The 23,621-nt window shown below is 74.4% G+C and carries 20 protein-coding genes and 1 pseudogene; 15 read left to right on the top strand and 6 right to left on the bottom strand.

Annotated elements, in window-relative coordinates; all coding sequences use genetic code 11:
* Positions 1-197 precede the first annotated feature (197 nt).
* Positions 198-605, top strand: a complete 408-nt coding sequence (locus ACFVYI_RS01010) for a hypothetical protein (RefSeq protein ID WP_387880007.1) — start codon at positions 198-200, stop codon at positions 603-605.
* Positions 606-770: 165 nt separating this feature from the next.
* Here ACFVYI_RS01010 and ACFVYI_RS01005 read toward each other — a convergent pair whose 3' ends face one another.
* Genes ACFVYI_RS01005 through ACFVYI_RS00995 form a run of 3 tightly spaced genes read right to left on the bottom strand, consistent with a single transcriptional unit; the run spans position 771 to position 2,625 of the window.
* On the bottom strand, positions 771-1,232 hold the full coding sequence (locus tag ACFVYI_RS01005) for a hypothetical protein (protein ID WP_387880005.1): 462 nt from the start codon (positions 1,230-1,232) through the stop codon (positions 771-773).
* A complete protein-coding gene (locus ACFVYI_RS01000) occupies positions 1,232-2,395 on the bottom strand; it encodes a DUF6973 domain-containing protein (RefSeq protein ID WP_387880002.1) in 1,164 nt (387 codons plus the stop codon). The genes ACFVYI_RS01005 and ACFVYI_RS01000 overlap by 1 nt, the downstream gene beginning before the upstream one ends.
* Before the next feature lie 5 nt (positions 2,396-2,400).
* Positions 2,401-2,625 carry a hypothetical protein gene (locus ACFVYI_RS00995; RefSeq protein ID WP_387880000.1) on the bottom strand — a complete coding sequence of 75 codons (225 nt, stop codon included), beginning with the start codon at positions 2,623-2,625 and terminating at the stop codon, positions 2,401-2,403.
* Between the two features lie 352 nt (positions 2,626-2,977).
* Between ACFVYI_RS00995 and ACFVYI_RS00990 the strand changes: the two genes are divergently transcribed.
* Both ACFVYI_RS00990 and ACFVYI_RS00985 read left to right on the top strand, forming a co-directional pair.
* Positions 2,978-3,367 carry a hypothetical protein gene (locus ACFVYI_RS00990; protein ID WP_387879997.1) on the top strand — a complete coding sequence of 130 codons (390 nt, stop codon included), beginning with the start codon at positions 2,978-2,980 and terminating at the stop codon, positions 3,365-3,367.
* The gene (locus ACFVYI_RS00985; protein ID WP_387879995.1) at positions 3,367-4,053 is read left to right on the top strand and encodes a rhomboid-like protein; all 687 of its coding nucleotides are present in this window, start codon (positions 3,367-3,369) and stop codon (positions 4,051-4,053) included. Before ACFVYI_RS00990 ends, ACFVYI_RS00985 begins: the two co-directional genes overlap by 1 nt.
* Positions 4,054-4,096: 43 nt before the next feature.
* On the opposite strand, the gene ACFVYI_RS00980 is transcribed toward ACFVYI_RS00985, so the two are convergent.
* Both ACFVYI_RS00980 and ACFVYI_RS00975 read right to left on the bottom strand, forming a co-directional pair.
* Positions 4,097-5,239, bottom strand: a complete 1,143-nt coding sequence (locus ACFVYI_RS00980; RefSeq protein WP_387879993.1) for a hypothetical protein — start codon at positions 5,237-5,239, stop codon at positions 4,097-4,099.
* Between the two features lie 45 nt (positions 5,240-5,284).
* A complete protein-coding gene (locus tag ACFVYI_RS00975; RefSeq protein ID WP_387879990.1) occupies positions 5,285-6,631 on the bottom strand; it encodes a cytochrome P450 in 1,347 nt (448 codons plus the stop codon).
* Positions 6,632-7,026: 395 nt separating this feature from the next.
* Here ACFVYI_RS00975 and ACFVYI_RS00970 point away from each other — a divergent pair.
* The 9 genes and pseudogenes from ACFVYI_RS00970 to ACFVYI_RS00930 form a co-directional block, all read left to right on the top strand.
* Positions 7,027-8,637, top strand: a pseudogene (locus ACFVYI_RS00970) (AMP-binding protein); the annotation flags it as partial.
* 15 nt (positions 8,638-8,652) lie between these two features.
* Positions 8,653-9,054, top strand: coding sequence for a thioesterase family protein (locus ACFVYI_RS00965; RefSeq protein WP_360634757.1), 402 nt, complete (start codon positions 8,653-8,655; stop codon positions 9,052-9,054).
* Positions 9,051-11,621: an FAD-dependent monooxygenase gene (locus ACFVYI_RS00960; protein WP_387879988.1), complete on the top strand. Its 2,571-nt coding sequence runs from the start codon at positions 9,051-9,053 to the stop codon at positions 11,619-11,621. Before ACFVYI_RS00965 ends, ACFVYI_RS00960 begins: the two co-directional genes overlap by 4 nt.
* A gap of 11 nt (positions 11,622-11,632) precedes the next feature.
* The gene (locus tag ACFVYI_RS00955) at positions 11,633-12,646 is read left to right on the top strand and encodes a carbon-nitrogen hydrolase family protein (RefSeq protein WP_387879986.1); all 1,014 of its coding nucleotides are present in this window, start codon (positions 11,633-11,635) and stop codon (positions 12,644-12,646) included.
* Entirely contained in the window at positions 12,643-13,755 is a 1,113-nt protein-coding gene (locus ACFVYI_RS00950) for a cupin domain-containing protein (protein WP_387879983.1), read from the top strand. Before ACFVYI_RS00955 ends, ACFVYI_RS00950 begins: the two co-directional genes overlap by 4 nt.
* Before the next feature lie 10 nt (positions 13,756-13,765).
* Positions 13,766-14,701, top strand: a complete 936-nt coding sequence (locus ACFVYI_RS00945) for a fumarylacetoacetate hydrolase family protein (RefSeq protein WP_387879981.1) — start codon at positions 13,766-13,768, stop codon at positions 14,699-14,701.
* Positions 14,698-15,570 carry an Asp/Glu racemase gene (locus ACFVYI_RS00940; protein ID WP_387879978.1) on the top strand — a complete coding sequence of 291 codons (873 nt, stop codon included), beginning with the start codon at positions 14,698-14,700 and terminating at the stop codon, positions 15,568-15,570. Before ACFVYI_RS00945 ends, ACFVYI_RS00940 begins: the two co-directional genes overlap by 4 nt.
* 48 nt (positions 15,571-15,618) lie before the next feature.
* Entirely contained in the window at positions 15,619-16,581 is a 963-nt protein-coding gene (locus tag ACFVYI_RS00935; protein ID WP_387879976.1) for a PaaX family transcriptional regulator C-terminal domain-containing protein, read from the top strand.
* A gap of 16 nt (positions 16,582-16,597) precedes the next feature.
* Positions 16,598-18,211 carry an amidohydrolase gene (locus ACFVYI_RS00930; RefSeq protein ID WP_387879975.1) on the top strand — a complete coding sequence of 538 codons (1,614 nt, stop codon included), beginning with the start codon at positions 16,598-16,600 and terminating at the stop codon, positions 18,209-18,211.
* Between the two features lie 57 nt (positions 18,212-18,268).
* On the opposite strand, the gene ACFVYI_RS00925 is transcribed toward ACFVYI_RS00930, so the two are convergent.
* Positions 18,269-19,909 (bottom strand): ATP-binding cassette domain-containing protein, encoded by a 1,641-nt coding sequence (locus ACFVYI_RS00925; RefSeq protein ID WP_387879974.1) that lies wholly within the window; start codon positions 19,907-19,909, stop codon positions 18,269-18,271.
* A gap of 321 nt (positions 19,910-20,230) precedes the next feature.
* On the opposite strand from ACFVYI_RS00925, the gene ACFVYI_RS00920 reads away from it, so the two are divergent.
* The 3 genes from ACFVYI_RS00920 (at position 20,231) to blsF (ending at position 23,560) form a co-directional block, all read left to right on the top strand.
* Positions 20,231-21,487 (top strand): hydroxymethylcytosylglucuronate/cytosylglucuronate synthase, encoded by a 1,257-nt coding sequence (locus ACFVYI_RS00920; protein ID WP_387879972.1) that lies wholly within the window; start codon positions 20,231-20,233, stop codon positions 21,485-21,487.
* Between the two features lie 70 nt (positions 21,488-21,557).
* Positions 21,558-22,547, top strand: coding sequence for a cytosylglucuronate decarboxylase (gene blsE, locus ACFVYI_RS00915; protein ID WP_387879970.1), 990 nt, complete (start codon positions 21,558-21,560; stop codon positions 22,545-22,547).
* Positions 22,535-23,560, top strand: a complete 1,026-nt coding sequence (blsF, locus tag ACFVYI_RS00910; RefSeq protein ID WP_387879968.1) for a CGA synthase-related protein — start codon at positions 22,535-22,537, stop codon at positions 23,558-23,560. Before blsE ends, blsF begins: the two co-directional genes overlap by 13 nt.
* Positions 23,561-23,621: the final 61 nt, after the last annotated feature.

Raw genomic sequence — 23,621 nt, 5'->3', positions numbered from 1 at the left:
TCGACGTCCGATATACACGGCGTTCACGCGGCACCGGAAATACGGGACCAGGGCGACTCCACGCCAGATCTCCGTGTCATTTCAGACGTCCGCCAACTCTCCTGATGCCCTGACAGGGACAGGGCATCACCATTGGTGTGCGGGAACTCCCCGCAATCACCCCACCCGGTCCGATGCGACAACTGGAGAAGACCGTCATGCGCTCATCCCTTCGCACGAAACTCACCCGGTTCCTGGCCGTCCCCGCCCTCGCCACCGCCGGTGCGATCCTCGCGACCGCGCCCGCACACGCCGCGTACATCTCGATAGGCGTCAACGGCGCCGCCGTCACGGACGCCGACCGGACGCTGAACGTCTCCGTGACGTACCGGTGCCACTCGGAATTCCAGTCGGCCGCCATCACCGTGCAGGCCGCACAGTCCACCGCAGCGGGCCGCGGCTCGGTCCACGTCCCCTGCACCGATGCTCTGGCCACCGCGACCGTTCCGGTGAGCATCACCTCGCCCGACGGCGCGTGGACCAGGTCCGCGGTGGACCTTTCGGTGTACATCGCCGACGGCGAGCTCAATCGCACCAGGACCACGGCCAGGGTCGTCGCCGGCTGACCGTGCGCCCATGACCCGGTCGAGCCGGTCGAGCCGGCGGACCCGGGACCGTACCGGGTCGGCCGGCCGGCCCGGGTCCGACGGCCGGACGGGCCGCCGAATCGGCAGCCCGTCCGAACGCCCCCCGACGGGAGGGCGCCGACCGGTTCGCCACCGGCCGGTCCCCTACTGGCCGACCACGCGGACGGCGGCGTCGGCCCCGGTGGCGGTCGCCAGCCGCACCTCCCGGTGCAGCGGCCGCCGGTAGTCGACCCGGCCGAACCCGACGGCGACCTCGTAGGCACCGACGGCCTCACCCCCGGCGACGAAGACCATCAGCTCGGACGACGACCGGCTGACGTCCTGTTCCTCCCAGCGCACCGGGTCGCCGACCACCTTCGAGATCTCCTCGTCCCGGGTGCCACGGCCGAACACGTACACCGTGTCCCAGTCGAGGCCCCCCGGTGGCGTCAGGGTCACCTCGCCCGGGCCGGCCGGCCCCAACGCGTCCAGCTCCCGGTCCAGTTCGGCACTGATCACGGCCTGCACCGGATCCTCGCCCGCGGCGCACCCGGCGACGGGAACTCCGGCGAGGACGGCGGCGAGCAGCCCGGTGAGCACCGGGGCCGGAGCGCGGCGGGCCGCCATCAGGACTTCAGCTCCGACGGCACTCCGCCCGGGTCCTGACCCTTGCCCTCGAACGGCTTGCCGTTGCTCTCGCCGGTCTTGCCGTCCTCGACCCGGTCGCTGTAGGCCAGGGCGCCGCCCTCCGGTCTGATCACCACCGTGTCACCGCGCCGCACGGCCTCCTCCACCAGACGCTCCAGTTCCTTGTCCGAGGCGTGCGGATTCGCCGCGGCGATCCGGCGGCCGACCTCGTTGTTGAAGAGATCCATGGATTCCCGGTCACCGGGATTTCCCGGCAACTGCTCGTGCGCGCTCGCATAGCGTTTGGCCCAGTCCTCACCGAAGCGTTTCGTCATCAGCGCGTTCCAGTACGCGTGCCGAAACGCGTCCCGATGACTGTCGTTCTCGCTGTTGACGGCGGAGAACTTCTTCTCCGAGACGCCGAACGCCTGTTCCTTGATCTCCGCGAAGTCCTTCCGGGCGAACAGGGTGAGCCCGTCCAGCATGACCGCCTCGGTTGCGGTGATCTTCTGCCGGCCGGAGCCGAGCAGCCAGGCGGTCAACGCGTCCGGGTACTTCACCGTGCCGTGCGGATCGTCCTTGACCTGGTAGCCGGCCAGGATGGTGCCCGGGTCGGCCCGGCGCCCGTCGTGGGCGGTGGCGTTGAACGCGTCCTCGTGGATGCCCAGGTCGTCGGTGATGTCCTGGAAGGCCGCCTGGTCCGCCGCGGTGGCCCTCTGCAGGGCGTCGTTGATCCGCCCGTGCACCTCGCGGGCCTTCTCCGGGAGCTCGCCGGACCGGGTGTCGGGATCGTTGCGCATGGACTCCGGCCAGCTCACCCCGCCGTCCGGGGTCACGTTCACGCCCAGACGGGCGGCGTCGTCCAGGGCCTGGACCAGGGCCCGCTGCGCGGCGTCGAACTCGGCCGCGGCGGTGGTCAGTGCGGCGCCGAGCGCCGCCGCCTCCCGCTGGGCCGCGTCCAGCTGCCGCTGGTCGTCGGCCATCGCGGCCCGCGCGGCATCGGCCGCCGGCCCCGCCCAGCCGCTCCGGGCCGTCGCGTCGGCGACCTCGGTGCGGAAGCGGCCGGCCAGCGCGGTGAGGAAGCGGGACTGGGTCACCCAGCCCAGCCCGGCCGACCGCAGCGGGCCGAGGTTGGCGTCACGGACCTGATCGACGGTCAGCATCGCACTCACCGACCCTCGAAGGCGGCCTGGTTGGCGGCCTCGGTCGAACGGTACTCCTGGGCGGTGGCCTCCAGGTTTCCGCCGGTGCGGCCGAGCCGCTCCGCGAGCGCGTCCGACTGCTTCTCCCACATCTGGGCCGACCGGGTCAGCGCGCCGGCGGTCTGCCAGCCCGGCAGGCCGCCGGCGGCGCTGTTGGCCGCGGTCTCCAGCGTCCCCGAGGTCGCCAGCACGATCTGCCGGAAGTCCAGTGCGATCTTGCCCGCCCCGCCAGCGCCTGCGGGTCGGCGCGAACGGTGTTCCCGTTCAGGTCGGTCACGTCCACCGTTACTCCTCGTGTCGAGTCGCTCTGCGGAGTGTGCGCCAGAGGAGACGACCGACGGAACGCCGTGGTTCCCCCCGATGCGGCCACCTGCCAACGTATTTGACGCTTCGTCATCATCGATCGAGGCGGAGGTCCCCCGGGCGCGGGTTCCGGCCTGGCCGCGCAGGTGCGCCCGCGGCCGGCCGGGGCGCAGGCGGCGGCAGGCGGCGGCAGGCGGGGCGCAACCGGTGGGCGCGGAGGCGGCGGCATACGATCGGCGGATGTCGCAGCGTACTGATTCCTCGTCATCGGCCCTGTCGGCCTCCTCCCTGCCGTCTTCCTCGTCGGCCTCACCCGCGTGGGCCCGGTGGTCCAGGGACTCCGTCCTCTCGGTCGGCTCGGTGGGCTCGGTGCTGTCGATCGGGTCGGTCGGCTCGGTGCTCTCGGTGGGGTCGGTCGGCAGCGTGCTGTCGATCGGCTCGGCGGGCTCGGCGATGTCCGCGCTGTCCGCCGGGTCGTGGCTGAGCCTCGGGTCACTGCTGTCCGCGAACTCGCGGTGGTCGGTGCTGTCCTGGCGCTCGCGGCACGGGCTGATGGCCGCCGGTGTCGTGGCCGTCGCCGCAGGCGCTGCACTCGCCGGCGGCCCGCGGCCGCGGCGCGGCGCCCGGTAGTGGCCGGCCTGCGTCCGACGCGCGCTTCGCAGTGGCGCCTGGTCCGCAACCCGGCGTTCTGGTACGTGGCCGTGCTCACCGCGATGTGGCCGGTCCTTCGGCTGCTGCCGCCCGAGCAGGTGCGGGCGCTGCGGGAGTGGGCGTCGACCAACCTCGACAACCTGCGCCCCTGGCCGTCGGGCCACCCGGTCGAGGCCCTGACGGTGTCCGTGTTCGTACCGCAGAGCACCGTCTGGGTGTGGCCGCTCTTCGCGCTGTCCGTGTTCGCGGTGGTGTCGGTGCTCGGCGCCCGCCGCGCGGTGGCGGCGCTGGCCCTCGCCCACGTGGCCGCGACCGGGCTGACGGAGGCGCTGGTGTGGTGGCGCATCGAGCACGGCTCGCTGCCGGCCGCCGAGGCGCACGTGCTGGACACCGGACCGTCCTACGTCGTGGTGGCCGCGCTGGCGGTGGCGATCGGGCGGGCCCGGCCGGTGTGGTCGCGGGCGGTGTGGCTGGTGATGCTGGCGGTCGCCGCCCCCGACCTGCTGTCCGGGATCGGGGACGGCGAGGTGTCCGCCGTCGGCCACGTGCTCGCCTTCGCGGCCGGTCTGGCCATCGCGGGCGCCCACCGGCCCGGCCTGCCCCCGGTGGCCGGCCGGGCCGTCCTCGGCGCGCCGCCGGCGCCGTCCGGCGGCCCTCGTCGGTGACGGCCGGCGCCGGGCGGGACGGGCGGGCCAGGCAGGCGGTGGATCACCGGTACGGAGGGGTCCGGGTTCCGGGGAGCGGCGCCGGCCCGGGCCGCCGGTCGAGCAGGCCCGGGTCGGTGGTGAGGCGGAGGGTGTCGGCCTCAAGGTAGCGGCGGGAGTTGAGGCCCCAGTCGAGGTTGCCGCGCATCCAGGCCTTCAGGCCGTCGGTGAAGGCGGTGATGGCGATCCGGTCGGCCTCCCGCAGGCCGTGCCAGGTGCCGCAGAGCGCGACGAGGGACTCCTCCGCGCGCAGGAAGGCACGGATGTCGCGGGCGACCCTGCGGTACACGTGGTCGACGGCGTCCTGGATCCCGCAGCAGAGCTCCCGGCTGACGGCGAGCACGCCGTTGGTGACCTCGCCGACGGCGAGCTCCTTCTTCAGGGAGAGGACGTCATTGACCCAGACCACGACGTCGGCGGACTTGTTGACCATGGTGCGGAGCTGCTCGGACTCGTGGAACAGCGCGGGGACCTCCAGGCCGGCCGCGTACTCCAGCAGGTCCAGCGAGGGGGTGATGCCGCCGGAGGCGCGCCGCAGCTGCGTGTAGCCGCCGAGGGAGGGCACGTGCCGGTGTTCGCGGTTGACCGCCTCGTAACCGAAGGCGTCCAGGAACTGCCCCATGTGCGCGATGAACCGCAGCTGCCACTGGAGGCTCTGGTGGGCGGCGAGGCACCGCCACACCTCGGCGAGTTCGACCACCAGGGGCGGTGCGTCCCGGGGCGAGGACCGGTCCGGGGGCGGCGCCGGCGCCGGACCGCCCGGCCGGAGCGAGCAGGAGGCCGCCAGCACCCCGAGGGTGGCCCGGGCGTGGCCGGCGGCCTCGGCCGAGGCGCAGCCGTCGTAGAGGTCGTCGATGACGAACGCCCAGGTGAACCAGCCCGCGAGCGGTGCGAGGCGCTCCGCCCGCAGATGCGGGTAGCAGCGGGCGATGAGCTCGCCCAGGTGGGTGTCGGCGAGTCGACGGCGGGCGCGCGGACCGTCCACCAGGCCGAAGCGGTCGGCCCACTCCAGGATGAGCAGCTCCAGGTCCGCCCGGTACGGGGACATCCGCGGCGGCAGCCGGTAGAGGATGTGGTCGGGGCCGGGCAGCAGCCGGAGGTCGTCGGGTACGGGCAGGGGTGCGGGTACGGGTGGGGGCGTCGTCATACGGGCGCCGGTCTCTCCTTCGGGTCGGTCCGCTCGGGCGGCGGTTCAGCGTCGGTGGAGCCGCAGGTGCAGGGGGGCCGGATGGATCACGGTCCACGGCCGGGGTTCGAGCAGGTGGCGGGGCACCGGGCCGGGCAGCGGCTCCAGCCGCCACCGGGCGGTGATCACGGCCACCGCCAGGGTGATCTCGGTCAGGGCGTAGACGTCCCCGATGCACTTGCGGGCGCCCGCCCCGAAGGGGATGTAGGACCCGTGCGACATCGCGGCCCGGCGGGCGGGCAACCAGCGGTCGGCGTCGAAGAGTTCGGGCTCGGGGTAGAGGTCGGGGCGGTGGTGGATCAGGTACGGCGAGAGCAGGATCGCGGTGCCGGGCCGGAGCCTGCGGCCGGCCAGTTCGACGGGCGCGGTGACGGTGCGGCTGTAGAACCAGGCGGACGGGTAGTACCGCAGTGTCTCCATCACCACCCGGCGGGCGAGGTCCAGCCGGTCGAGGACGTCCCGGCCGGGTTCGGCGCCCGCCGGGAGGACGGCCCGGGCCTCCCGCGCGACGGCCTCGGCCAGTGCTGGGTCCCGGGAGAGGAAGAACAGGGCCCAGCCGAGCGCCGAGGCGGAGGTACCGATCCCGCCGGTGAGCATGGTGATGACCTGGTCGCGCATCTCCCGGTCGCTCAGTCCCTCCCTGACCATCAGGGCCAGGAGGTCGTGACCGGTGCCGGCGCCGCCCCGGCGGCGGGCCTCGATCGCGGCGTCGACCTCCCGGCTGACGGTGGAACACGCCTGCCGGAAGCGGCGGTTGGCCGGGGTGGGCAGCCGGTCGAGCAACCGGGACGGCGAGCGCATGTGCCGGCCGATGCCCTGGTGGAACTCCGGGTAGGCCTCGGCGATCCCGGCCACCGCGGCGGACGAACCGTCCACGGAGAACATCGTCCTGGTGATGATCCGGGCGATCAGCTGGTACGCGTGCTGCTCGACCTCGATCACCGCGCCGTCCTGCCAGCCCGACGAGGCGGCGCGGGTCTCCTGCGCCATCACCTCCAGATAGCGGGCGAGCGCGTCCGGACGGAACGCGGGCTGCAACTGCCGCCGCTGTCGGCGGTGCACGTCGTGCGGGGTCGAGCCCAGACCGTCGCCCAGGAACCACCTCAGCTTGTCGAAGAGCGGTCCGCCCTTGTCGAAATGCCGGGTGTCGGTGAGGACTTGCTGGAACAGCCCCGGGGAGCAGACCATCATCGCGCGCTGCGGGCCGAGCCGGATCTCCACCAGATCGCCCTGCTCGGCGAGCGAACGCAGGAACGGCAGCGGATCACGGAACAGGGCCGGGACGTGCCCGAGCAACGGACGGGCGCCGGGTGCACGGGAGGCCAGGTAGCCGGTTGACGTGGTCGTGGTCATAAATCCCCTTCACCGCAGCTGATTTCGAAGCGAGCGACACCTTGCCGCGCTTCCCGGGAGCAGCCAATCTGGCACCATGCCAGGGGTGTTGAGAAGGTCGAGGCCACCCCGAAAACATTTACGAGTACTTTCCGGCCGCGCCGGGGAATTCACCCGGGAATGGTCTCCTTGGCCCTGAATCGCATTCGTGTACGCCATCCGGGTGCCGCCTCCGCCGTGACGTGGCGACCGACGCGACCGGGCGCGCCGCCACGCCGCCCGCTCGCGGCCCGCGGCACGTACGGCGGGCCCCGTACGCGGCCGCCCTCACTCCAATGCATGTATCGCTCTCTTGACTGGCGTCAGCAGAGCGCCATACTGGCCTCACTCCCCGCTCGCCGAAGAGGTGCCGCCGTATGGAGCTCACACCCTCAGCGCATCTGGACACCTTCTGTCGTGACAGCCTCCCGCCGCTCGACCAGTGGCCGGAGCTTCTCTTCGAACTGCCCGAGCTGGCCTATCCGGACCGGCTCAACTGCGCGCACGCGCTGCTCGACGAGACGATCGAGCGCCTCGGCCCCGACCGGCGCTGCGTGCTCACCCCGACGGAGCAGTGGACCTACGGCGAGCTGCGCGAGCACGCGGACGCGGTGGCTCGGGTACTGACCGAGGACCTGGGCCTGGTCACCGGCAACCGGGTGCTGCTGCGCGGCCCCAACACCCCCTGGCTGGTGGCCTGTTGGCTCGGCGTGCTGAAGGCCGGCATGGTGGCGGTCAGCACCATGCCGCTGCTGCGGGCACCCGAGCTGACCGCGATGCACGAGATCAGCCTGCCGGTCGCGGCGCTGTGCGACCACCGCAACCTGGCCGAGCTGGAACGGGCCGCGATACCCGGCCTCACCGTCCTGGCCTACGGCGGACCGGGCCCGGACGACCTCACCGCCCGCTGCGCCGCCCGGCCCGGCCGCTTCACCGCCGTCCCCACCGCCGCCGACGACGTGGCCCTGATCGCCTTCACCTCCGGCACCACCGGCCGGCCCAAGGCCACCCTGCACTTCCACCGCGACGTCCTCGCCAACGCCGACACCTTCTCCAGGCACCTGCTGCGGCCCACCTGCGACGACCTCTTCGCCGGCACCCCGCCGCTGGCCTTCACCTTCGGCCTCGGCGGGCTGGTGGTCTTCCCCCTGCGGGTCGGCGCCGCCGCGCTGCTGCTGGAGCGGACCGACCCGGAGGAGCTCGCCGAGCAGGTCGCCCGGCACCGGGTCAGCGTGCTGTTCACCGCGCCGACCGCCTACCGGGCGATCCTGGCCGCCGGGCTGGCCGGCCGGCTGGCCGGGGTGCGGCGCTGCGTCTCGGCCGGCGAGCCCCTGCCGGCCTCCGTCTGGCAGGCCTTCCACGCGGCCACCGGGCAGCGGCTGATCGACGGGATCGGCGCCACCGAGCTGCTGCACGTGTTCATCTCCGCCGCCGACGGCGACATCCGCCCCGGGGCGACCGGCCGCCCCGTCCCGGGCTACCGGGCCGCCGTGCTCGACCCGGACGGCACACCCGTCCCCGACGGCCGTCCGGGCCTGCTCGCCGTCAAGGGCCCGACCGGGTGCCGCTACCTGCGCGACGAGCGCCAGCTCGGCTACGTGCGCAACGGCTGGAACCTCACCGGCGACACCTGTGTCCGCGACAGCGACGGGTACTTCTGGTACCAGGCGCGCACCGACGACATGATCGTCTCGGCCGGCTACAACATCGCCGGGCCCGAGGTCGAGCAGGCGCTGGCCGGCCACCCCGACGTCCTGGACAGCGCGGTGATCGGCGCGCCCGACGACCGGCGCGGCACCGTCGTCAAGGCCTACGTGGTGCTGCGCGAGGGCGTGCCGGCCGGGCCGGAGACGGTGCGGGCGCTCCAGGAGCACGTCAAGCGGACCATCGCACCGTACAAGTACCCGCGCGAGGTCGAGTTCGTCGCCGAGCTGCCGCGCACCGCGACCGGCAAGCTGCACCGGGCCGAGCTGCGCCGGCGGACGGCCGCGCGCCCGGCGAGCGTGGCGGTGGAGCGCCGGGTGGAGTGGTCGGACACCGACGCGGCCGGGCACTACCACTTCTCGGCGGTGCAACGCTGGGTCGAGGCGGCCGAGGCGGTGCTGCTGCGCCGGCTCGGGCTGGCCGACCTGTACGGGAGGATCCCGCGGGTGCACTTCGAGGCCGACTACCGCGAGCGCCTCTGGTTCGGCGACCTGGTCCGCACCGAGCTGCGGGTGCTGCGGGTCGGCGGCTCCTCGCTGCACTACGCCTTCGAGGTGCACGGTCCGCAGGGCCCGGCCGCCGCAGGCCGGATGTCGGTGGTGCACGCCGCCGTGCGGGCCAAGGGCGCCGAGCCCTGGCCCGCCGAGGTGCGCCGGGCACTGGCGGAGTCCGGGCCGCAGCAGCCGGAGGCGTACCGGTGAGCGCCGGCGTGCGGCGGATCGCGGTGATCGGGGCCGGTCCCGGCGGGCTCTACTTCGCCGCGCTGGCCAAGCGCTCGGCGCCGCACCGGGAGATCACCGTGTGGGAGCGCGACGCCCGGGACGACGCGTTCGGCTTCGGCGTGGTCTTCTCGGACGAGACGCTGGACGGCATCGCCCAGGCCGACCCGGAGGTGTTCGCCGCGCTGTCGGCCGAGTTCGCCCGCTGGAGCGACATCGACGTCCGCTACGCCGGCCGGGTGCGCACCTGCGGCGGGCACGGCTTCGCCGCGCTGGACCGCAACCGGCTGCGCGCGATCCTGCAACGGCGCTGCGCCGAGCTGGGGGTGGACGTGCGCTACCGCACGCCCGCGCCCCCGGTCGAGCGCCTGGCGGCCGAGTACGACCTGGTGGTGGCCGCCGACGGCGTGCGCTCGGCGACCCGGGCGGCCTTCGCCGAGACCTTCCGGCCCGAGCTCGACGAGCGGCACTGCCGCTACATCTGGCTCGCCACCGACAAGGTCTTCGAGGCCTTCACGTTCATCGTCGAGCAGTACGACTTCGGCGCGCTGCAGGTGCACGCCTACCCCTACAGCGATCGACGCTCGACCTTCATCGTGGAGATCGCCGAGGAGGCGTGGCGCAAGGCCGGCTTCGAGGCACCGGCCGGGCGGGAGCCCGGGCGCGGGGAGAGCGACCTGGCGAGCGTGCGGCGGTGCGAACAGCTGCTCGCCGGGCACCTGGACGGCCACCGGCTGATCCCCAACGCCTCGCGCTGGATCCGCTTCACCACCGTGCGCAACGCGACCTGGCACCACCGCAACGTGGTGCTGCTCGGGGACGCCGCGCACACCGCGCACTTCTCGATCGGCTCGGGCACCAAGCTCGCCCTGGAGGACGCCCTCGCACTGGCCGCCGCACTGCGGGAACAGCCGGAGCCGGCCCGGGCGCTGGCGGCGTACGAGGCCGAGCGGCGGCCGGTGGTGGCGTCCGCGCAGCGGGCCGCCCAGGCGAGCCTGGAGTGGTTCGAGACCGTCGGACGGCACACCGGGCAGGGCCCCGAGCAGTTCGCCTTCAACCTGCTGACCCGCAGCCGGCGGGTCACCTACGGGAACCTGCGCGCCCGCGACGCCGCCTTCGTGGACGCCGTCGACGCCGCCTTCGTGGACGCGGCGAGCGGCGACGCGGCCACCGACGACGCGACGGCCGACGTCGCCGCGTCCGACGGCCCGGCGTCCGAGGGCACCGCGTCCGACGGCACCCGGAGCGTCCCGCCGATGTTCCGGCCGCTGCGGCTGGGCCGGCTCCGGCTGCGCAACCGGATCGTGGTGCCGCCGCTGGCCACCTTCACGGCGGTGGACGGGCTGCCCAGCGGCTTCGACCGGGCCCAGCTCACCGCGCACGCCCTCGGCGGCGCCGGTCTGGTCTTCACCGGCATGACCGCGGTCAGCGCGCGGGGCCGGGCCACCGAGCGCTGCCCCGGGCTGTGGTCGAACGCCCAGGAGGAGGCCTGGCGCTCGGTGGTGCGCTCGGTGCGGGACCTCGGCGACACCCCGCTGGGCATCCAGCTGACCCACGCCGGACGGCGCGCGGCGAGCACCGTGCCCGGCCCGGACGGGATCGGGCGCCCGCTCGCGGACGGCTGGCCGACGCTGGCCGCCTCACCCCTGCCCTGGGACGCGGCCGGTCCGCCGCCGCACGAGGCCTCGGCGGCGGACCTGGCCGGCGTGGTCGCCGACTTCGCGGCCGCCGCGGCCCGCGCCGACCGGGCCGGGTTCGACGTGCTGGGGCTGCAGTTCGGCCACGGCCACCTGGTCTCCGGCTTCCTCTCACCACTGACCAACCGGCGGACCGACGACTACGGCGGTCCGCCGGAGCACCGACTGCGGCTGGCGCTGGAGGTGCTGGCCGCGGTGCGGGCCGCCTGGCCGGCCGGCAAACCGGTCGTGGTGCGGGTCTCGGCCGCCGACTGGGCGCCGGGCGGCACCACCGAGGCGGAGGCGGTCGCGATCTGCCGGGCGCTGGCCGACGCGGGAGCGGACGCCCTGGACGTCTCCACCGGCGAGGTGGTCGCGCACCAGCGGGTGCCGTACGGACGCGGCTTCCAGGTGCCGTTCGCCGACCTGATCCGCCACGCCACCGAGGTCCCGACCGTGGCGGTCGGCGCGATCTCCGGCCACGACGACGCCAACTCGGTGCTGCTGGCCGGTCGGGCCGATCTGGTCGCGGTCGGCCGGGCGCAGCTGTACGACCCGCTGTGGACGCTGCACGCCGCAGCCGAGCAGGGCTACACGGGGCCCGGCGCGCGCTGGCCACAGCCCTGGCAGGCGGGCAGCCGCCGGCCCCCGGGGCCCGGCGCGGACCGGGTCGCGCCGCGGCTGCGGCTGCTGCCGGAGACGGCGGCGCCGGTGCACCGCCGCTGGCTGCCCGGCCGCCCCGACGCCCCGCCGCCGGAGCCGTCACCGACACCGGACCGGCCGGAGCACCGGACCGAGCGCGAGCCCGCCGAGCGCACGTGCACCGAACGCCGGCCCGCCGAGCGCCGACCCACCGAACCCGCGCCGAACTGAGGGAGGACCGGATGCCCCACCTGCCCCGCTTCACCGCCGCCGCCGTCCAGGCCGCCCCCGTCTACCTGGACCCGGACGCCACCGTCGACAAGGCCGTCGCACTGATCGCCGAGGCGGCCGCGCACGGCGCCGCCCTGGTGGTCTTTCCCGAGGTGTTCGTCCCCGGCTACCCGTACTGGAACTGGACGATGAACCCCCTCCAGGGATCGCCCTGGTTCGAACGCCTCTACCTCTCCTCGATCGACGTGCCCGGCCCGCAGGTGGACGCCCTGTGCGCCGCCGCCCGCCGGGCCGGGGTGGTCCTGGTGATCGGCGTCAACGAGCGCGGCCGGCACGGCGTCGGCACGCTGTACAACACGATGCTGACCATCGACGCGGACGGCCGGCTGCTCGGCGCGCACCGCAAGCTCGTGCCGACCTGGGCCGAGAAGCTGACCTGGGCCCAGGGCGACGGCAGCTCGCTGGTCGTGCACCGCACACCGGTCGGCCCGCTCGGCGTGCTCGCCTGCGGCGAGAACACCAACCCGCTGGCCCGCTTCACCCTGCTCGCCCAGGGCGAACTGGTGCACGCCGCGAGCTACATCGCACTGCCGGTCGCGCCCGAGGACTACGACATGGCGGAGGCCATCGCGCTGCGCGCGGCCGCGCACTGCTTCGAGGGCAAGGTCTTCACCGTGGTGTCCTGCTCGACGATCTCGCCCGAGATCGTCGACCTGGTGGCCGGTGAGGACCAGCAGGTGCGCAAGCAGCTCGCCCGTCCGCGCGCCGCGCTCTCCGGCGTCTTCGGCCCGGACGGGCGCCCGGTCACCGAGCCGCTGGTCGACGAGGAGGGCATCGTCTACGCCGAGATCGACCTCGCCGCCTGCATCCGGCCCAAGCAGATGCACGACATCGTCGGTCACTACAACCGGTTCGACGTCTTCCGGCTGCACGTCGACAACCGCCCGCACCGGCCCGTGCAGTTCACCGACGGGCACCGGCCCGACGAGCCGCCGGAGCCGGGCACCCACCTGGAGGAAGCGTGAACGACTACGACGACACCCGGCTGGGCCGGGCCAGGGTCGGGGACAGCCCCGAACTCGCCGCCTACTACGAGGAGCTGGCCAAACAGGAGGCGGGCGCGCTCTGGACGGTGGCGAACGAGATCGAGCCCTGGTACCCGCAGCCGAAGTCCGTCCCGGTGCTCTGGCGCTACGCCGACCTGGCACCGCTGGTCCGCAAAGCGCTGCCACTGGTCCGGGCGGACGACGCCGGTCGCCGGGTGGTGATGCTGGTCAACCCCGGCCGGCGCGAACTCAGCGCGGCCGTCGGCCTGTTGTACACCGGCCTGCAGATCATGGGCCCGGGCGAGGCGATGACCGCGCACCGCCACCAGGCCGCCGCGCTGCGCTTCGTGCACGAGGGCACCGGCGCCTGGACGATCGTGGACGGCCAGAAACTCGCCGTCGGGCCGCGCGACTTCGCGATCACGCCGAACAACACCTGGCACGAGCACGGCAACGAGAACTCCGACGAACCGGTGATCTGGCAGGACGGACTGGACATCCCGCTGGTCAACGCGCTCGACGCCGGCTTCTACGAAGTCCACCCCGAGCTCTACCAGCGGCCCGGCGCGGTGGTGAACTCCTCGCTGCTCAGCTACGCCGGCACGCTGCTGCCGTACGGCGTCGAGAAGTGGAGCCGCCCGTACTCCCCCCTGCTCGGCTGGCCCTGGGAGCCCAGCTACGCGGCCCTGTGCCGGCTGGCCCGGGCGAGCGAAGGATCCCCGTACGACGGCGTGATCATGGAGTACACCAACCCGGTCACCGGCGGTCCGGTGATGCCGACCATGAGCGCCCACCTGCAACTGCTGCGCCCGGGCCAGGCCACCCTCGCGCACCGGCACACCGGCTCGGTGGTCTACACGGCGGCCAAGGGCCGGGGCGTCTCGGTGATCGCCGGGCGGCGTTTCGCGTGGCAGCGGGGCGACATCTTCGTCGTCCCCTCCTGGGCCTGGCACGAGCACGCGAACCTCGACCCGGGCGAGGACGCCTGCCTCTTCTCGTTCAACGACTTCCCGGTGATGCGCTCGCTCGGCATGTACCGCGAGGAGTCGCACCCGGACAACGACGGCCACCAGCCCGTCCTTCCCTGAGGAGCCTTCGATGCATCTGCTCAGCTACCGTGCCGGCGGCAGCGACGCGCCCCGCCTCGGCGCCCGGACCGGCAACCGGGTGGCCGACCTCGCGGCGCTCGCCGCCGCCGCCGGCGCCGACCTGCCCGGCGACCTGGCCGCGCTGATCCGGGCCGGCGAGCCCGCCCTGGCCACCGCCCGGGCGCTGCTGGCCGACGCGCCGGCCGGCGCCTCGCTGCCGCTCGCCGAGGTCACGCTGTGCGCGCCGCTGCGCCCCGGCAAGATCGTCGGCATCGGCCTCAACTACGTCGAGCACGTCGAGGAATCGCACCGCTCGCTCGACACCGAGCGCGAACTGCCCGACCGCCCGGTGCTGTTCGACAAGCCGGCCACCGCCGTCACCGGCCCCGGCGGGCCGATCCTGCACAACGCCGACCTGACCAAGCAGCTCGACTGGGAGTGCGAACTGGCCGTGGTGATCGGCCGCACCGCCCGGCGGGTCGCCGAAGCCGATGCCCTGCGGCACGTCTTCGGCTACAGCATCGTCAACGACGTCAGCGCGCGCGACCAGCGCCGGTCCGGGCAGTGGTTCTTCTCCAAGGGCCAGGACTCCTACTGCCCGTTCGGGCCGGTCGTGGTCACCGCCGACGAGATCCCCGACCCGCAGGACCTCGACCTCTCGCTCAAGGTCAACGGCGTGACCATGCAGGACTCCAACACCCGTCACATGCTCTTCGGCATCGCCCGGCTGATCGCCGACATCTCCTCCGGGATGACCTTGGAGCCCGGCGACGTGATCGCCACCGGCTCGCCGTCCGGCGTCGGCGCCGCACAGGTGCCGCCGCAGTTCCTGCAGCCCGGCGACCTGGTGGAGGCCACCGTCGAACGGATCGGCACGCTCGCCAACCCGGTCGTCGACGCCCGCGCCCACGACCTCGCCGGCCACCACGACGGGCCGCGGGCATGAGGACCTACCGGATCGGCCAGATCGTCCCGAGCTCCAACGTCACCATGGAGACCGAGGTCCCGGCCCTGCTGCGGGCCCGGGAGGCGGTCGCCGCCGAACGCTTCACCTTCCACTCCAGCCGGATGCGGATGACCCGGGTCACCCCCGAGCAACTGCGCGCGATGGACGCCGACTCGGACCGCTGCGCACTCGAACTCTCCGACGCCCGGGTCGACGTGCTCGGCTACGCGTGCCTGGTGGCCGTCATGAGCACCGGGCCCGGCTACCACCGCGAGTCCGAGCAGCGCCTACACCGGCGCACCGTCGAGAACGGCGCGCCGGCACCGGTGGTGACCAGCGCCGGTGCCCTGGTGGCCGGGCTGCACGTGCTCGGGGCGAAGAAGGTCACCCTGGTCGCGCCCTACCTCCGGCCGCTCGCCCGCACGGTGGTGGACTACCTGGCGCACGAGGGCATCGCGGTGACCGACCACGCGGCCCTGGAGATCCCCGACAACCTGGCGGTCGCCGCCCACGACCCGGCCCGGCTGCCCGGGATCGCCGCGCGCCTCGCGCACGCCGAGGCGGACGCCGTGGTGCTCTCCGCCTGTGTGCAGATGCCCTCGCTGGCGGCCGTCGAGGAGGCCGAGCAGCGGCTCGGCAAACCGGTGGTCTCGGCCGCGATCTGCACCGTCCACCAACTGCTGCGCGCGCTCGGGCTGCCCGCCTTCGCCCCGGGCGCCGGGGCGCTGCTCTCCGGCGCCTACGCCGACAGCGCGCCGCCGGCCCAGGGGGCGCCGCCCGCCGGACCGCACTCCCGGCCGCCCGGGTCCGTTCCGCAACCGCCCGCCGCGTCGCCGTCCGGACCCCTGGGCTGCGCTCCGACAGTATGATCACGCCGGACGGTCGGCAGGAGAGGTCGGCACGGGAGGAGCGCCGCCATGCCGGAGAACACGCCACGCCCCGGGGAGCCCTCGGCCGAACGGCACGGGCCCGGGCCGATCGGCCGGACACCGCCCGGCTCCACGACGCCCCCCGACTCCACACTCCCCAGCCCCAAGACGCCCCCCAGCTCCCTGATCCACACGATCTACGGCGAGTTCGTCCGCCGGCTCGGCGGCTGGATCTCGATAGCCGACCTGATCGTCCTGATGGCGGAGCTGGACGCCGACGCCCAGGCCGTCCGATCGGCGATCTCCCGGCTGAAGAAGGCCGGCACCCTGCTGCAGGAACGGCGCGAGGGCAACGGCTACCGGCTGAGCCCCGCGATGGGCCCGGTCTTCGACGAGGGCGACCGCCGGATCTTCCACAGCCTGGAGCCCGCCGAACTCGGCGACGGCTGGGTGGTCGCGGTCTTCTCCGTGCCGGAGTCGGAGCGGGCCAACCGCCACCAGCTGCGCTCCCGGCTGAGCTGGCTCGGCTTCGGCAACGCCGCCCCCGGCGTCTGGCTGGCACCCGCCCGGGTGCTGCCGGACGCCCGGCGGCTGCTGGAACGGCTCGGGCTGAGCGCGTACGTCCACCTCTTCCTCTCCGAGTACGCCGGGTTCGCCGAGCTGCGCTCGGCGGTCGGCTCCTGGTGGGACTTCCCGGCGATCGAGGCGCAGTACGCCGCGTTCACCGAGGCCTGGGGCCAGGTGGCCGCCGACCTGCGCCCGTTCCCGCGGATCGAGGCGGTCGAGGCCTTCCGCACGTACGTCCCGATGCTCACCCAGTGGCGCCGGCTGCCCTACCTCGACCCCGGACTCCCGGCGCCGCTGCTGCCGGCGGACTGGAACGCCGTCGCGGCCCGCGCGGTCTTCACCGAACTGCACGGGCTGCTCGCCGAGCCCAGCCTGCGGCACGTCGAGAAGGTCACCGGGCTGGCACCGCTCGAACCGCCCCCGCATCCCGATCGACCGCTGTAGCGCCCGAGGAGTCGCCGTGACCGACCGCACCCCCGCCGACCTGCTGATCCGATCCGGCGCCGTGCACACGCTCGTCCCCGGCGAGGCGCCGCGCCGCGCGCTGGCCGTCACCGGCGAGCGGATCACCGCGCTGTCCGCCGCCGCCGACGGCCTGGACCACCTGATCGGCCCGGGGACGGAGGTGCTCGACCTGCCCGGCACCACCGTGCTGCCCGCCTTCGACGACACCCACACCCATCTGATCCTCGCCGCGCACAGCGTCCACGACGTCCCGGTCCACCGGGCCCGCGACCTCGACGAGTTCCTCGGCCTGATCCGCGAACGAGCGGCGAGCACGCCCCCCGGGCAGTGGATCCGCACCACGATCAACTGGCAGGAGGTCAACCTCGCCGAACAGCGCCTGCCGCGCACCGAGGAACTCGACGCGGCCACCGACGAGCACCCGGTGCTGGTGCGTCGCGGCGCCTACAACATGGTGCTCAACACTCCCGCGCTGCGCCGCGCCGGCATCACCGCCGGCACCGACGCCCCGCCCGGCGGCGTGATCGAGCGCGACGACCGGGGCCGGCTGACCGGCCGACTGGTCGACAAGGCGGTCGCGCTGGCCGAGCGGGTGCTGCCGCGCCCGGCGCTCGCCGACCGGATCGAGGGCCTGCGGGCCGCGTCCGCCGACTACGCCGCGACCGGGATCGGCACGGTCCGCGACTGCCTGGTCCCGGTGGACGACCTCGACGTGCTGCGCGCCGCCCGGCAGGCCGGCGCGCTGAGCGTACGGGTGCGGGCCCTGGTCTCCGGCTTCGGCGCCCGCACGCCCGGGCAGGTGGACGAGCTGCTCGACCGGATGGAGCCCTGGCGCGCCGGGGGCGATGCGTGGCTGAGCGTCTGGGGCGTCAAGTTCGGCATCGACGGCGGCATCGAGGCGGGCGCGCTGGACGAACCGTACGAGGGTCGCCCGTGCTACCACGGCACACTGCTCTGGGACCCGCAGGAGCTGGCCGCGGCGGTCGACCGGGTGGTCGCGCGCGGCTGGCGGGTCGGCGTCCACGCCTGGGGGGACCGCGGGCTGCGCACCCTGCTCGACGTGTACGAGCAGGTGATCAAGGACCGCCCCGGGCTGGCCCCGGGCACACTGGTCGTCGAGCACGGCGGGCTGGCCCGAGCCGACCAGCGGGCGCGGGCGATCGCGCTCGGTGTCCCGGTCACGGTGCAGCACCCGCTGCTGCACGACGCCGCGACGGCCCAGATCCGGGCCTGGGGCGGCGAGCGGGTGCGTGGCATCTTCCCCCTGCGCGAGTGGCTGGACGAGGGGGCGCTGCTCGCGGCCGGCTCCGACTTCCCGGTCGGCCCCTACGGCGCGATGGTCTCGGTCTGGGGCATGACGACCCGGCAGACCGTGGCCGGCGCGCAGGGCGTCGAGCACGCGATCACCCGGGCCGAGGCGATCGCGCTGCACACGGTCGACGCGGCCCGACTGGTCGGCGAGGCCGGAACGCGCGGCAGCCTGCGGCCCGGGGCGCTGGCGGACCTGACCCTCTGGCCCGCCGACCCGCTGAACTGCCCGTCGGACGAGCTGGCGCGGCTGCGACCGGTCCGCACCGTCCTCGGAGGCCGGACGGTGCACCGGGTCTGACGGACTCCCGGGCGCCGAGCCACCCCCCGGGGGGGGTCGACCAGCTCCGGGGGTCGGTCAGCTCCGGACGCGGCTGACCCGCCCCTCGTCCCAGACCGGTTCGTCCGCCTCCACCACCCGGCCGTCCGCCCGGAAGACCAGGAAGCGGCTGAACACCCGGGCGAACCAGCGGTCATGGGTGACCGCCACCACCGTCCCGGTGAAGGCGGCCAGCGCCTCCTCCAGGGCCTCGGCCGAGATGAGGTCGAGGTTGTCGGTCGGCTCGTCCAGCAACAGCAGCGTCGCCCCGGCCAGTTCCAGCAGCAGGATCTGGAACCGCGCCTGCTGACCGCCCGACAGGGTCTCGAAGTTCTGCCGGCCGGCCCCGGCCAGCCCGTACCGGCTCAGGGCGGACATCGCGCGCTCCAGGTCCAGCCCGGGGCGGTCGCCCTCACCGGCGCCGAGGATCTCGGCCGGCGTCCGGCCGGCCCACTCCGGGTGCCGGTGGGTCTGGGCGAACAGCCCGGGCCGGACGCGCGCGCCCAGCCGGCACGCACCGCTGTGCGCCACCGTCGGGGCCGCGTCCCCGCCGGCCTCGTCCAGCAGTCGCAGGAAGTGGCTCTTGCCGGACCCGTTCGAACCGAGCACGCAGACCCGGTCCCCGAAGAACACCTCCAGGTCGAACGGCCGCATCAGCCCGCTGAGTTCGAGGCTCTGGCAGGTGATCGCGCGGATTCCCGTCCGGCCGCCGCGCAGGTCCGGCGCGACCCGCTGGCGGCGCGGCGGCGCGGGCGGCGGCCCGGCCTCCTCGAACTTCGCCAGCCTGGTCTGGGCGGCGTGGTAGCGCGAGGCCATCTCGTCGCTGATGGACGACTGCTGACGCAGCGTCCGGACCAGCTCCTTGAGCTGCTCGTGCTTCTCGCTCCAGCGCTGCCGCAGCTCCGCCGCGCGCTGCCAGCGGGCCTCCCGGGCGTCGGCCCAGGTGGCGAACCCACCGCCGTGCGTCCAGGCGGTGCCGCCCTCCAGCGTCACGACCTGGCCGGCCGTGCGGCTCAGCACCTCCCGGTCGTGGGTGATCAGCAGCACGCCCTGCCGGGTCTGGGCCAGCTGCTCCTCCAGCCAGCGCTTGCCGGGGACGTCGAGGTAGTTGTCCGGCTCGTCCAGCAGCAGCAGTTCGGCCGGGCCGCGGAGCAGCGCCTCCAGGACGAGCCGCTTCTGCTCGCCGCCGGACAGCGTCGAGACCTCCCGGTACTGGGCGACCTGGAACGGGGTGCCGAGCGCGGCGACCGTCACGGTGTCCCAGAGCACCTCGTGGTCGTACCCGCCGGCCTCGCCCCAGTCCACCAGGGCCTGTGCGTAGCGCAGTTGGGTGGGCTCGTCGTCTACCTCCATCATGGCGAGCTCGGCCGCGTCGAGGGCGGCGGCCGCGGCCCGCAGCGGCGGCGGCGCGACGGTGAGCAGGAGGTGCCGGACCGTGCGGTCGTCGCGCAGGCTGCCGATGAACTGCGGCATGACCGCGACGGCGCCCTGGCTGCGGAAGGACCCGCGCCGCGCGGGGAGTTCGCCCGCGAGTATGCGCAGCAGCGTGGTCTTGCCCGCACCGTTGTCACCGATGAGCGCGACCGTCTCACCGGCCGGCACACGGAACGAGACGTCGTGGAAGAGCTCGCGGCCGTCGGCGAGGACATGACCGAGACCGGTGGCTTCGAGGTAGCCCATGGGAGCGGATTCTAGCGGGCGGACGCTCGGTGGGCGATCCAATTTCGGCGACCGGACCGGAGGCGATTGCGCCCGGCCGATGGATCATCAACTCGCGTTCATCGGATGATAGTTAGTCGCTCCATCGCGCTATTCACTCACAAGTCGGAATACCGGTAAAAGGCCTTGTATCGATCAAGCGTCTACGGAACGGTTGTACCCGAAGGAAGCCGCGCCGCAGAACAGCGTGATCTCTCCCGAGACGCCCTGCGATTGCGTGCGCGGCCGCACTCCCGCTGATCCCGACCCTGCCGGCCCTGCCAGGAAGGCGAGAGATATCCGATGTCACCCGATCTCGCTGCGCACTCCGACCACCACGTCTCGCGCTCCGGTCCCGCCACCGTCGCACTCGTCGGAGCGGAATTCGGCTGGGGCAGCTCGGGAAAGCTCAGCGCCGTGCTCTCCGCCCTGCGGGACCGGCCGGCCCCTCCCCTGCGGTTCGTCGGGCTGGCCTCGGGGCTGGGCCGACCGCTGCTCGCCGAGCACGCGGTGGACGCCTGGCACGACCTGCCGGACGACCCCGGCCGACTGGCCCCCGCGGTACGGGAGTTCGTGCGGTCCCAGGGGGTACGGGCCGCCGTGGTCGTCCTGGACGGCGCGGCCGCGACGGCGCTGCTCGCCGCCGGTGTGCCCACGGTGTTCGTCGACAGCCTGCCCTTCCTCTGGTCCGAGGGCGACCGGGCCGCGCTACCACTGGACGCGACGGTGTACTGCGCCCAGAAGAGCGTGGAGCTGCCACCCGAGTGCCTGGACGTCCTGGCCGACGCCCGGGCGCTGCGCTGGGTCGAGGCCGTCATCGCCGGGCCCCGCGCCCCGGAGCCGGCGCCCGCCGGAGCCCGCAGGGGCACCGGCCGCCCGTACCGCCGGGCGCTGGTCAGCCTGGGCGGTCTGCGCGCGCCGAAGCTCGGCGATCCGGAGCACTATCCGAGCCTGGTCGTCCCGGCCGCCCTGGAGGCCCTGGCCGCCCACGGGGTGGAGGAGGTGCACGTCGCCGGCAACCTGCCCGCCGATCTGGCGGGCCGGCTCGTCGACGCGTCGATCGCCCCGCCCCGGACGACCACCGGCCCGCTCGGGCACGGCGCGTTCCTGGAGCGGCTGGCCGACAGCGACGTCCTGCTCACCTCACCCGGTCTGACCACCCTGCTGGAGGCGGGCGGCCTGCACATCCCCACCGTCTGCCTGCCGCCGCAGAACCTCAGCCAGATCTTCAACGGCCGCTACCACAGCCAGGCGCTCGGAGCCCCGCTGCGGGTGCGATGGCCCAAGGACGTGCTGGTCGAGGACGGCGCGCTGGCGCTCCGCTCCGAGGGCGAGGACAACGCCCTCGAACTGATCTACGACTCGATCGGGCGGGCGGCGGTCGGCGACGACCACCGAGCCGTCCGCCACGCCCTGCGCGACGGCGTCCTGGCGGCGCTGCACCGGTCCACCGGGGTCACCGACTGGGGCGCGCTCACCACCACGATCGGCACCGGCGGGGCGGGCCAGGTGGCCGACGCACTGCTCGGCGTCCTGGGCGCACCGGACCGGCCCTCCTGACCCGCCCGCCCCGGGCGCACCGCCCGCCACCGCCCCCCGTCCCGTGAGTCGTCTGGAAGGTCCCCCCTCCGTGCGTGCACGTGATCGCTACCTCTTCATCCGGATCCTGGAAGCCTGCAACGCCGACTGCTTCATGTGCGAGTTCGCCCTCTCCCGCGACACCTTCCGCTTCTCCCGGGAGGACTTCGACGACCTGCTGCCCAAGGCCCGGGAGGCCGGCGTGGGCTATGTCCGGTTCACCGGCGGCGAGCCGCTGATGCACCCGGCCGTGGTGGAGCTGGTGCGTTCGGGCACCGCCGGCGGGATGAAGATGTCCCTCATCACCAACGGTTCGCTGCTGCCCCGAATGGCCGCCCCGCTGGCCGCGGCGGGCCTGGCCCAGGTGATCGTCAGCCTGGACGGCGCCTCGGGCGCCACCCACGACGTCTACCGGCGGTCCCCCGGCATGTTCGACAGTGGGCTGGCCGGCCTGCGCGACGCCGCGAAGCTCGGCGTCCTGCCCAGGGTCAACACCGTAGTCGGACCGCACAACTACACCGAGATGCCGAGGCTGCAGGAGGTCCTGACCGAGGCGGGGGTGCGCCAGTGGGAGCTGTCCGCCCTCAAGCTCGACCGCAGCATCACCTACCCCGACGCCGATCACGTCCGCGGCGTCTGCGATCCGATCTACGACGCCGACCCGGCCGAGCGGCTGGTCCCGATGGGCAAGCGCTTCTACGGCGACACCCCGCAGGAGCAGGAGCGGTACTTCACCCGGTCCGTCACCCCGCGCGCCGCCGAGCCGCTCTGCCACGTCGCGGACGACGTCATCTACATCGACGGCAAGTACGGGCGGATGTACGCGTGCAGCTGCATCCCGCACCGCGAGGGCGACGACGGGCCCGGTGGCGCCCCGCTGCGGGAGCAGGGGGTGATCCGGCTGGACACCCCGGTCTTCCGGTCCCACGCCGACTGGTTCCGCGAGCGCGGCCCCGCGGTGTGCAACGGGTGCTCCACCACGGCCGCCGGATACAGCGACGACGTGGCCCGGCTCGGGGCGGTGGGACCATGGCACTACTGAGTTCCGGCCAGAAGGCCCCGGCGCACCTCGACGCGGGTGCACCGGGCACCCGGGGCGCACCCGCCGGGCCGGCCGCCACGGCCGCCGTCGTGCCCGGCCCGCCCGTCCTGCTGAGTGCCCGGGCGGACCAGCTGGACTCGACGCTCGCCCTGCGCCGGGTGGCCGCCCACCTCGGCGACCTCCGCCGGGTCGGCCCCGCCGACCTCGACCCTCCCCCGGTCGCCGCACTGGTCTGCGACGACGTGGCGGCCACCGAGCGGCTGCTGGGCCTGGGCGTGCCGGTGGTGCACCTGACCTCCGGTCACCCGGTGGGCCCGCCCGCAGCCGGGGCGCCACCGGAGCGCGCACTCGCACGGGCCCACCGGCCCGGGTGGCTGCCGGCGTCCGGGCCCGCCGCCCGAGGCGCACGGCCGACCGGGGTCCTCGCACCGCAGCGCACCGGCAGGAGCCGGCGGCGCACCGGCACCCTCCTGCTGCTCTCCCTCTGGCACGTTCCCGACGCCGACGCCGAGGCCTTCGCCACCGGAGCGCTGCCGGCGTTGGCCGACGCCGCGCTGGAGCGCACCGGGAGCTGCACCGTGGTCGCCGACACCGGGCTCGAACTCCTGCGGTCCGCCCTGGGAGGCCTCGCCGGGCGGCCGGGCCTCCGGGTGCACCGGGCCACCGAGGTCGACCCGGACGCGCTCCACGCCGACGCCGCCGTGTTCCTGGCCTCGCCGGTGCTCGGGGCGCTCGCCCTCGCCCAGGCCCGGCGGGCACCGCTGGCCCTGCTGCCACCGCTCGGGCCCGCCCAGCGGGACCTGGCCGACAGGGTCGCCGAGGTCCTGCCGCTGCCCTCGGCCGAGGACCCGGGTGATCCGGGCCTCTGGGCGCCGCCCCAGGCGAGCGGTACGACCGCCGCCGGCGGTACGGCGGCGGGTCCGTGGCACCTCCTCGACCCGGCCCTGGACGACCTGCGCGGCGCGCAGCGGGTCGCCCGCACGCTGCGCCAACTCGCGCTCGCCCCGCTGTGAGCTCCTCGCCCCCGTCCGTTCCCCCTCCTCGTCCGCTTGCCGGTCCGGCCCCGCCCGTTCC

The organism is Kitasatospora sp. NPDC058218 (assembly GCF_042882445.1).
Lineage (GTDB): Bacteria > Actinomycetota > Actinomycetes > Streptomycetales > Streptomycetaceae > Kitasatospora.
This window is presented reverse-complemented; position numbering and strand designations above follow the sequence as displayed.

What these genes read in the sequence shown, in the direction of transcription:
- ACFVYI_RS01010 (WP_387880007.1), top strand. Translation starts at nt 198, where the DNA reads ATGCGCTCATCCCTTCGCACGAAACTCACCCGGTTCCTGGCCGTCCCC.
- ACFVYI_RS01005 (WP_387880005.1), bottom strand. Translation starts at nt 1,232, where the DNA reads ATGGCGGCCCGCCGCGCTCCGGCCCCGGTGCTCACCGGGCTGCTCGCC.
- ACFVYI_RS01000 (WP_387880002.1), bottom strand. Translation starts at nt 2,395, where the DNA reads ATGCTGACCGTCGATCAGGTCCGTGACGCCAACCTCGGCCCGCTGCGG.
- ACFVYI_RS00990 (WP_387879997.1), top strand. Translation starts at nt 2,978, where the DNA reads ATGTCGCAGCGTACTGATTCCTCGTCATCGGCCCTGTCGGCCTCCTCC.
- ACFVYI_RS00980 (WP_387879993.1), bottom strand. Translation starts at nt 5,239, where the DNA reads ATGACGACGCCCCCACCCGTACCCGCACCCCTGCCCGTACCCGACGAC.
- ACFVYI_RS00975 (WP_387879990.1), bottom strand. Translation starts at nt 6,631, where the DNA reads ATGACCACGACCACGTCAACCGGCTACCTGGCCTCCCGTGCACCCGGC.
- ACFVYI_RS00955 (WP_387879986.1), top strand. Translation starts at nt 11,633, where the DNA reads ATGCCCCACCTGCCCCGCTTCACCGCCGCCGCCGTCCAGGCCGCCCCC.
- ACFVYI_RS00945 (WP_387879981.1), top strand. Translation starts at nt 13,766, where the DNA reads ATGCATCTGCTCAGCTACCGTGCCGGCGGCAGCGACGCGCCCCGCCTC.
- ACFVYI_RS00940 (WP_387879978.1), top strand. Translation starts at nt 14,698, where the DNA reads ATGAGGACCTACCGGATCGGCCAGATCGTCCCGAGCTCCAACGTCACC.
- ACFVYI_RS00935 (WP_387879976.1), top strand. Translation starts at nt 15,619, where the DNA reads ATGCCGGAGAACACGCCACGCCCCGGGGAGCCCTCGGCCGAACGGCAC.
- ACFVYI_RS00925 (WP_387879974.1), bottom strand. Translation starts at nt 19,909, where the DNA reads ATGGGCTACCTCGAAGCCACCGGTCTCGGTCATGTCCTCGCCGACGGC.
- ACFVYI_RS00920 (WP_387879972.1), top strand. Translation starts at nt 20,231, where the DNA reads ATGTCACCCGATCTCGCTGCGCACTCCGACCACCACGTCTCGCGCTCC.
- blsF (WP_387879968.1), top strand. Translation starts at nt 22,535, where the DNA reads ATGGCACTACTGAGTTCCGGCCAGAAGGCCCCGGCGCACCTCGACGCG.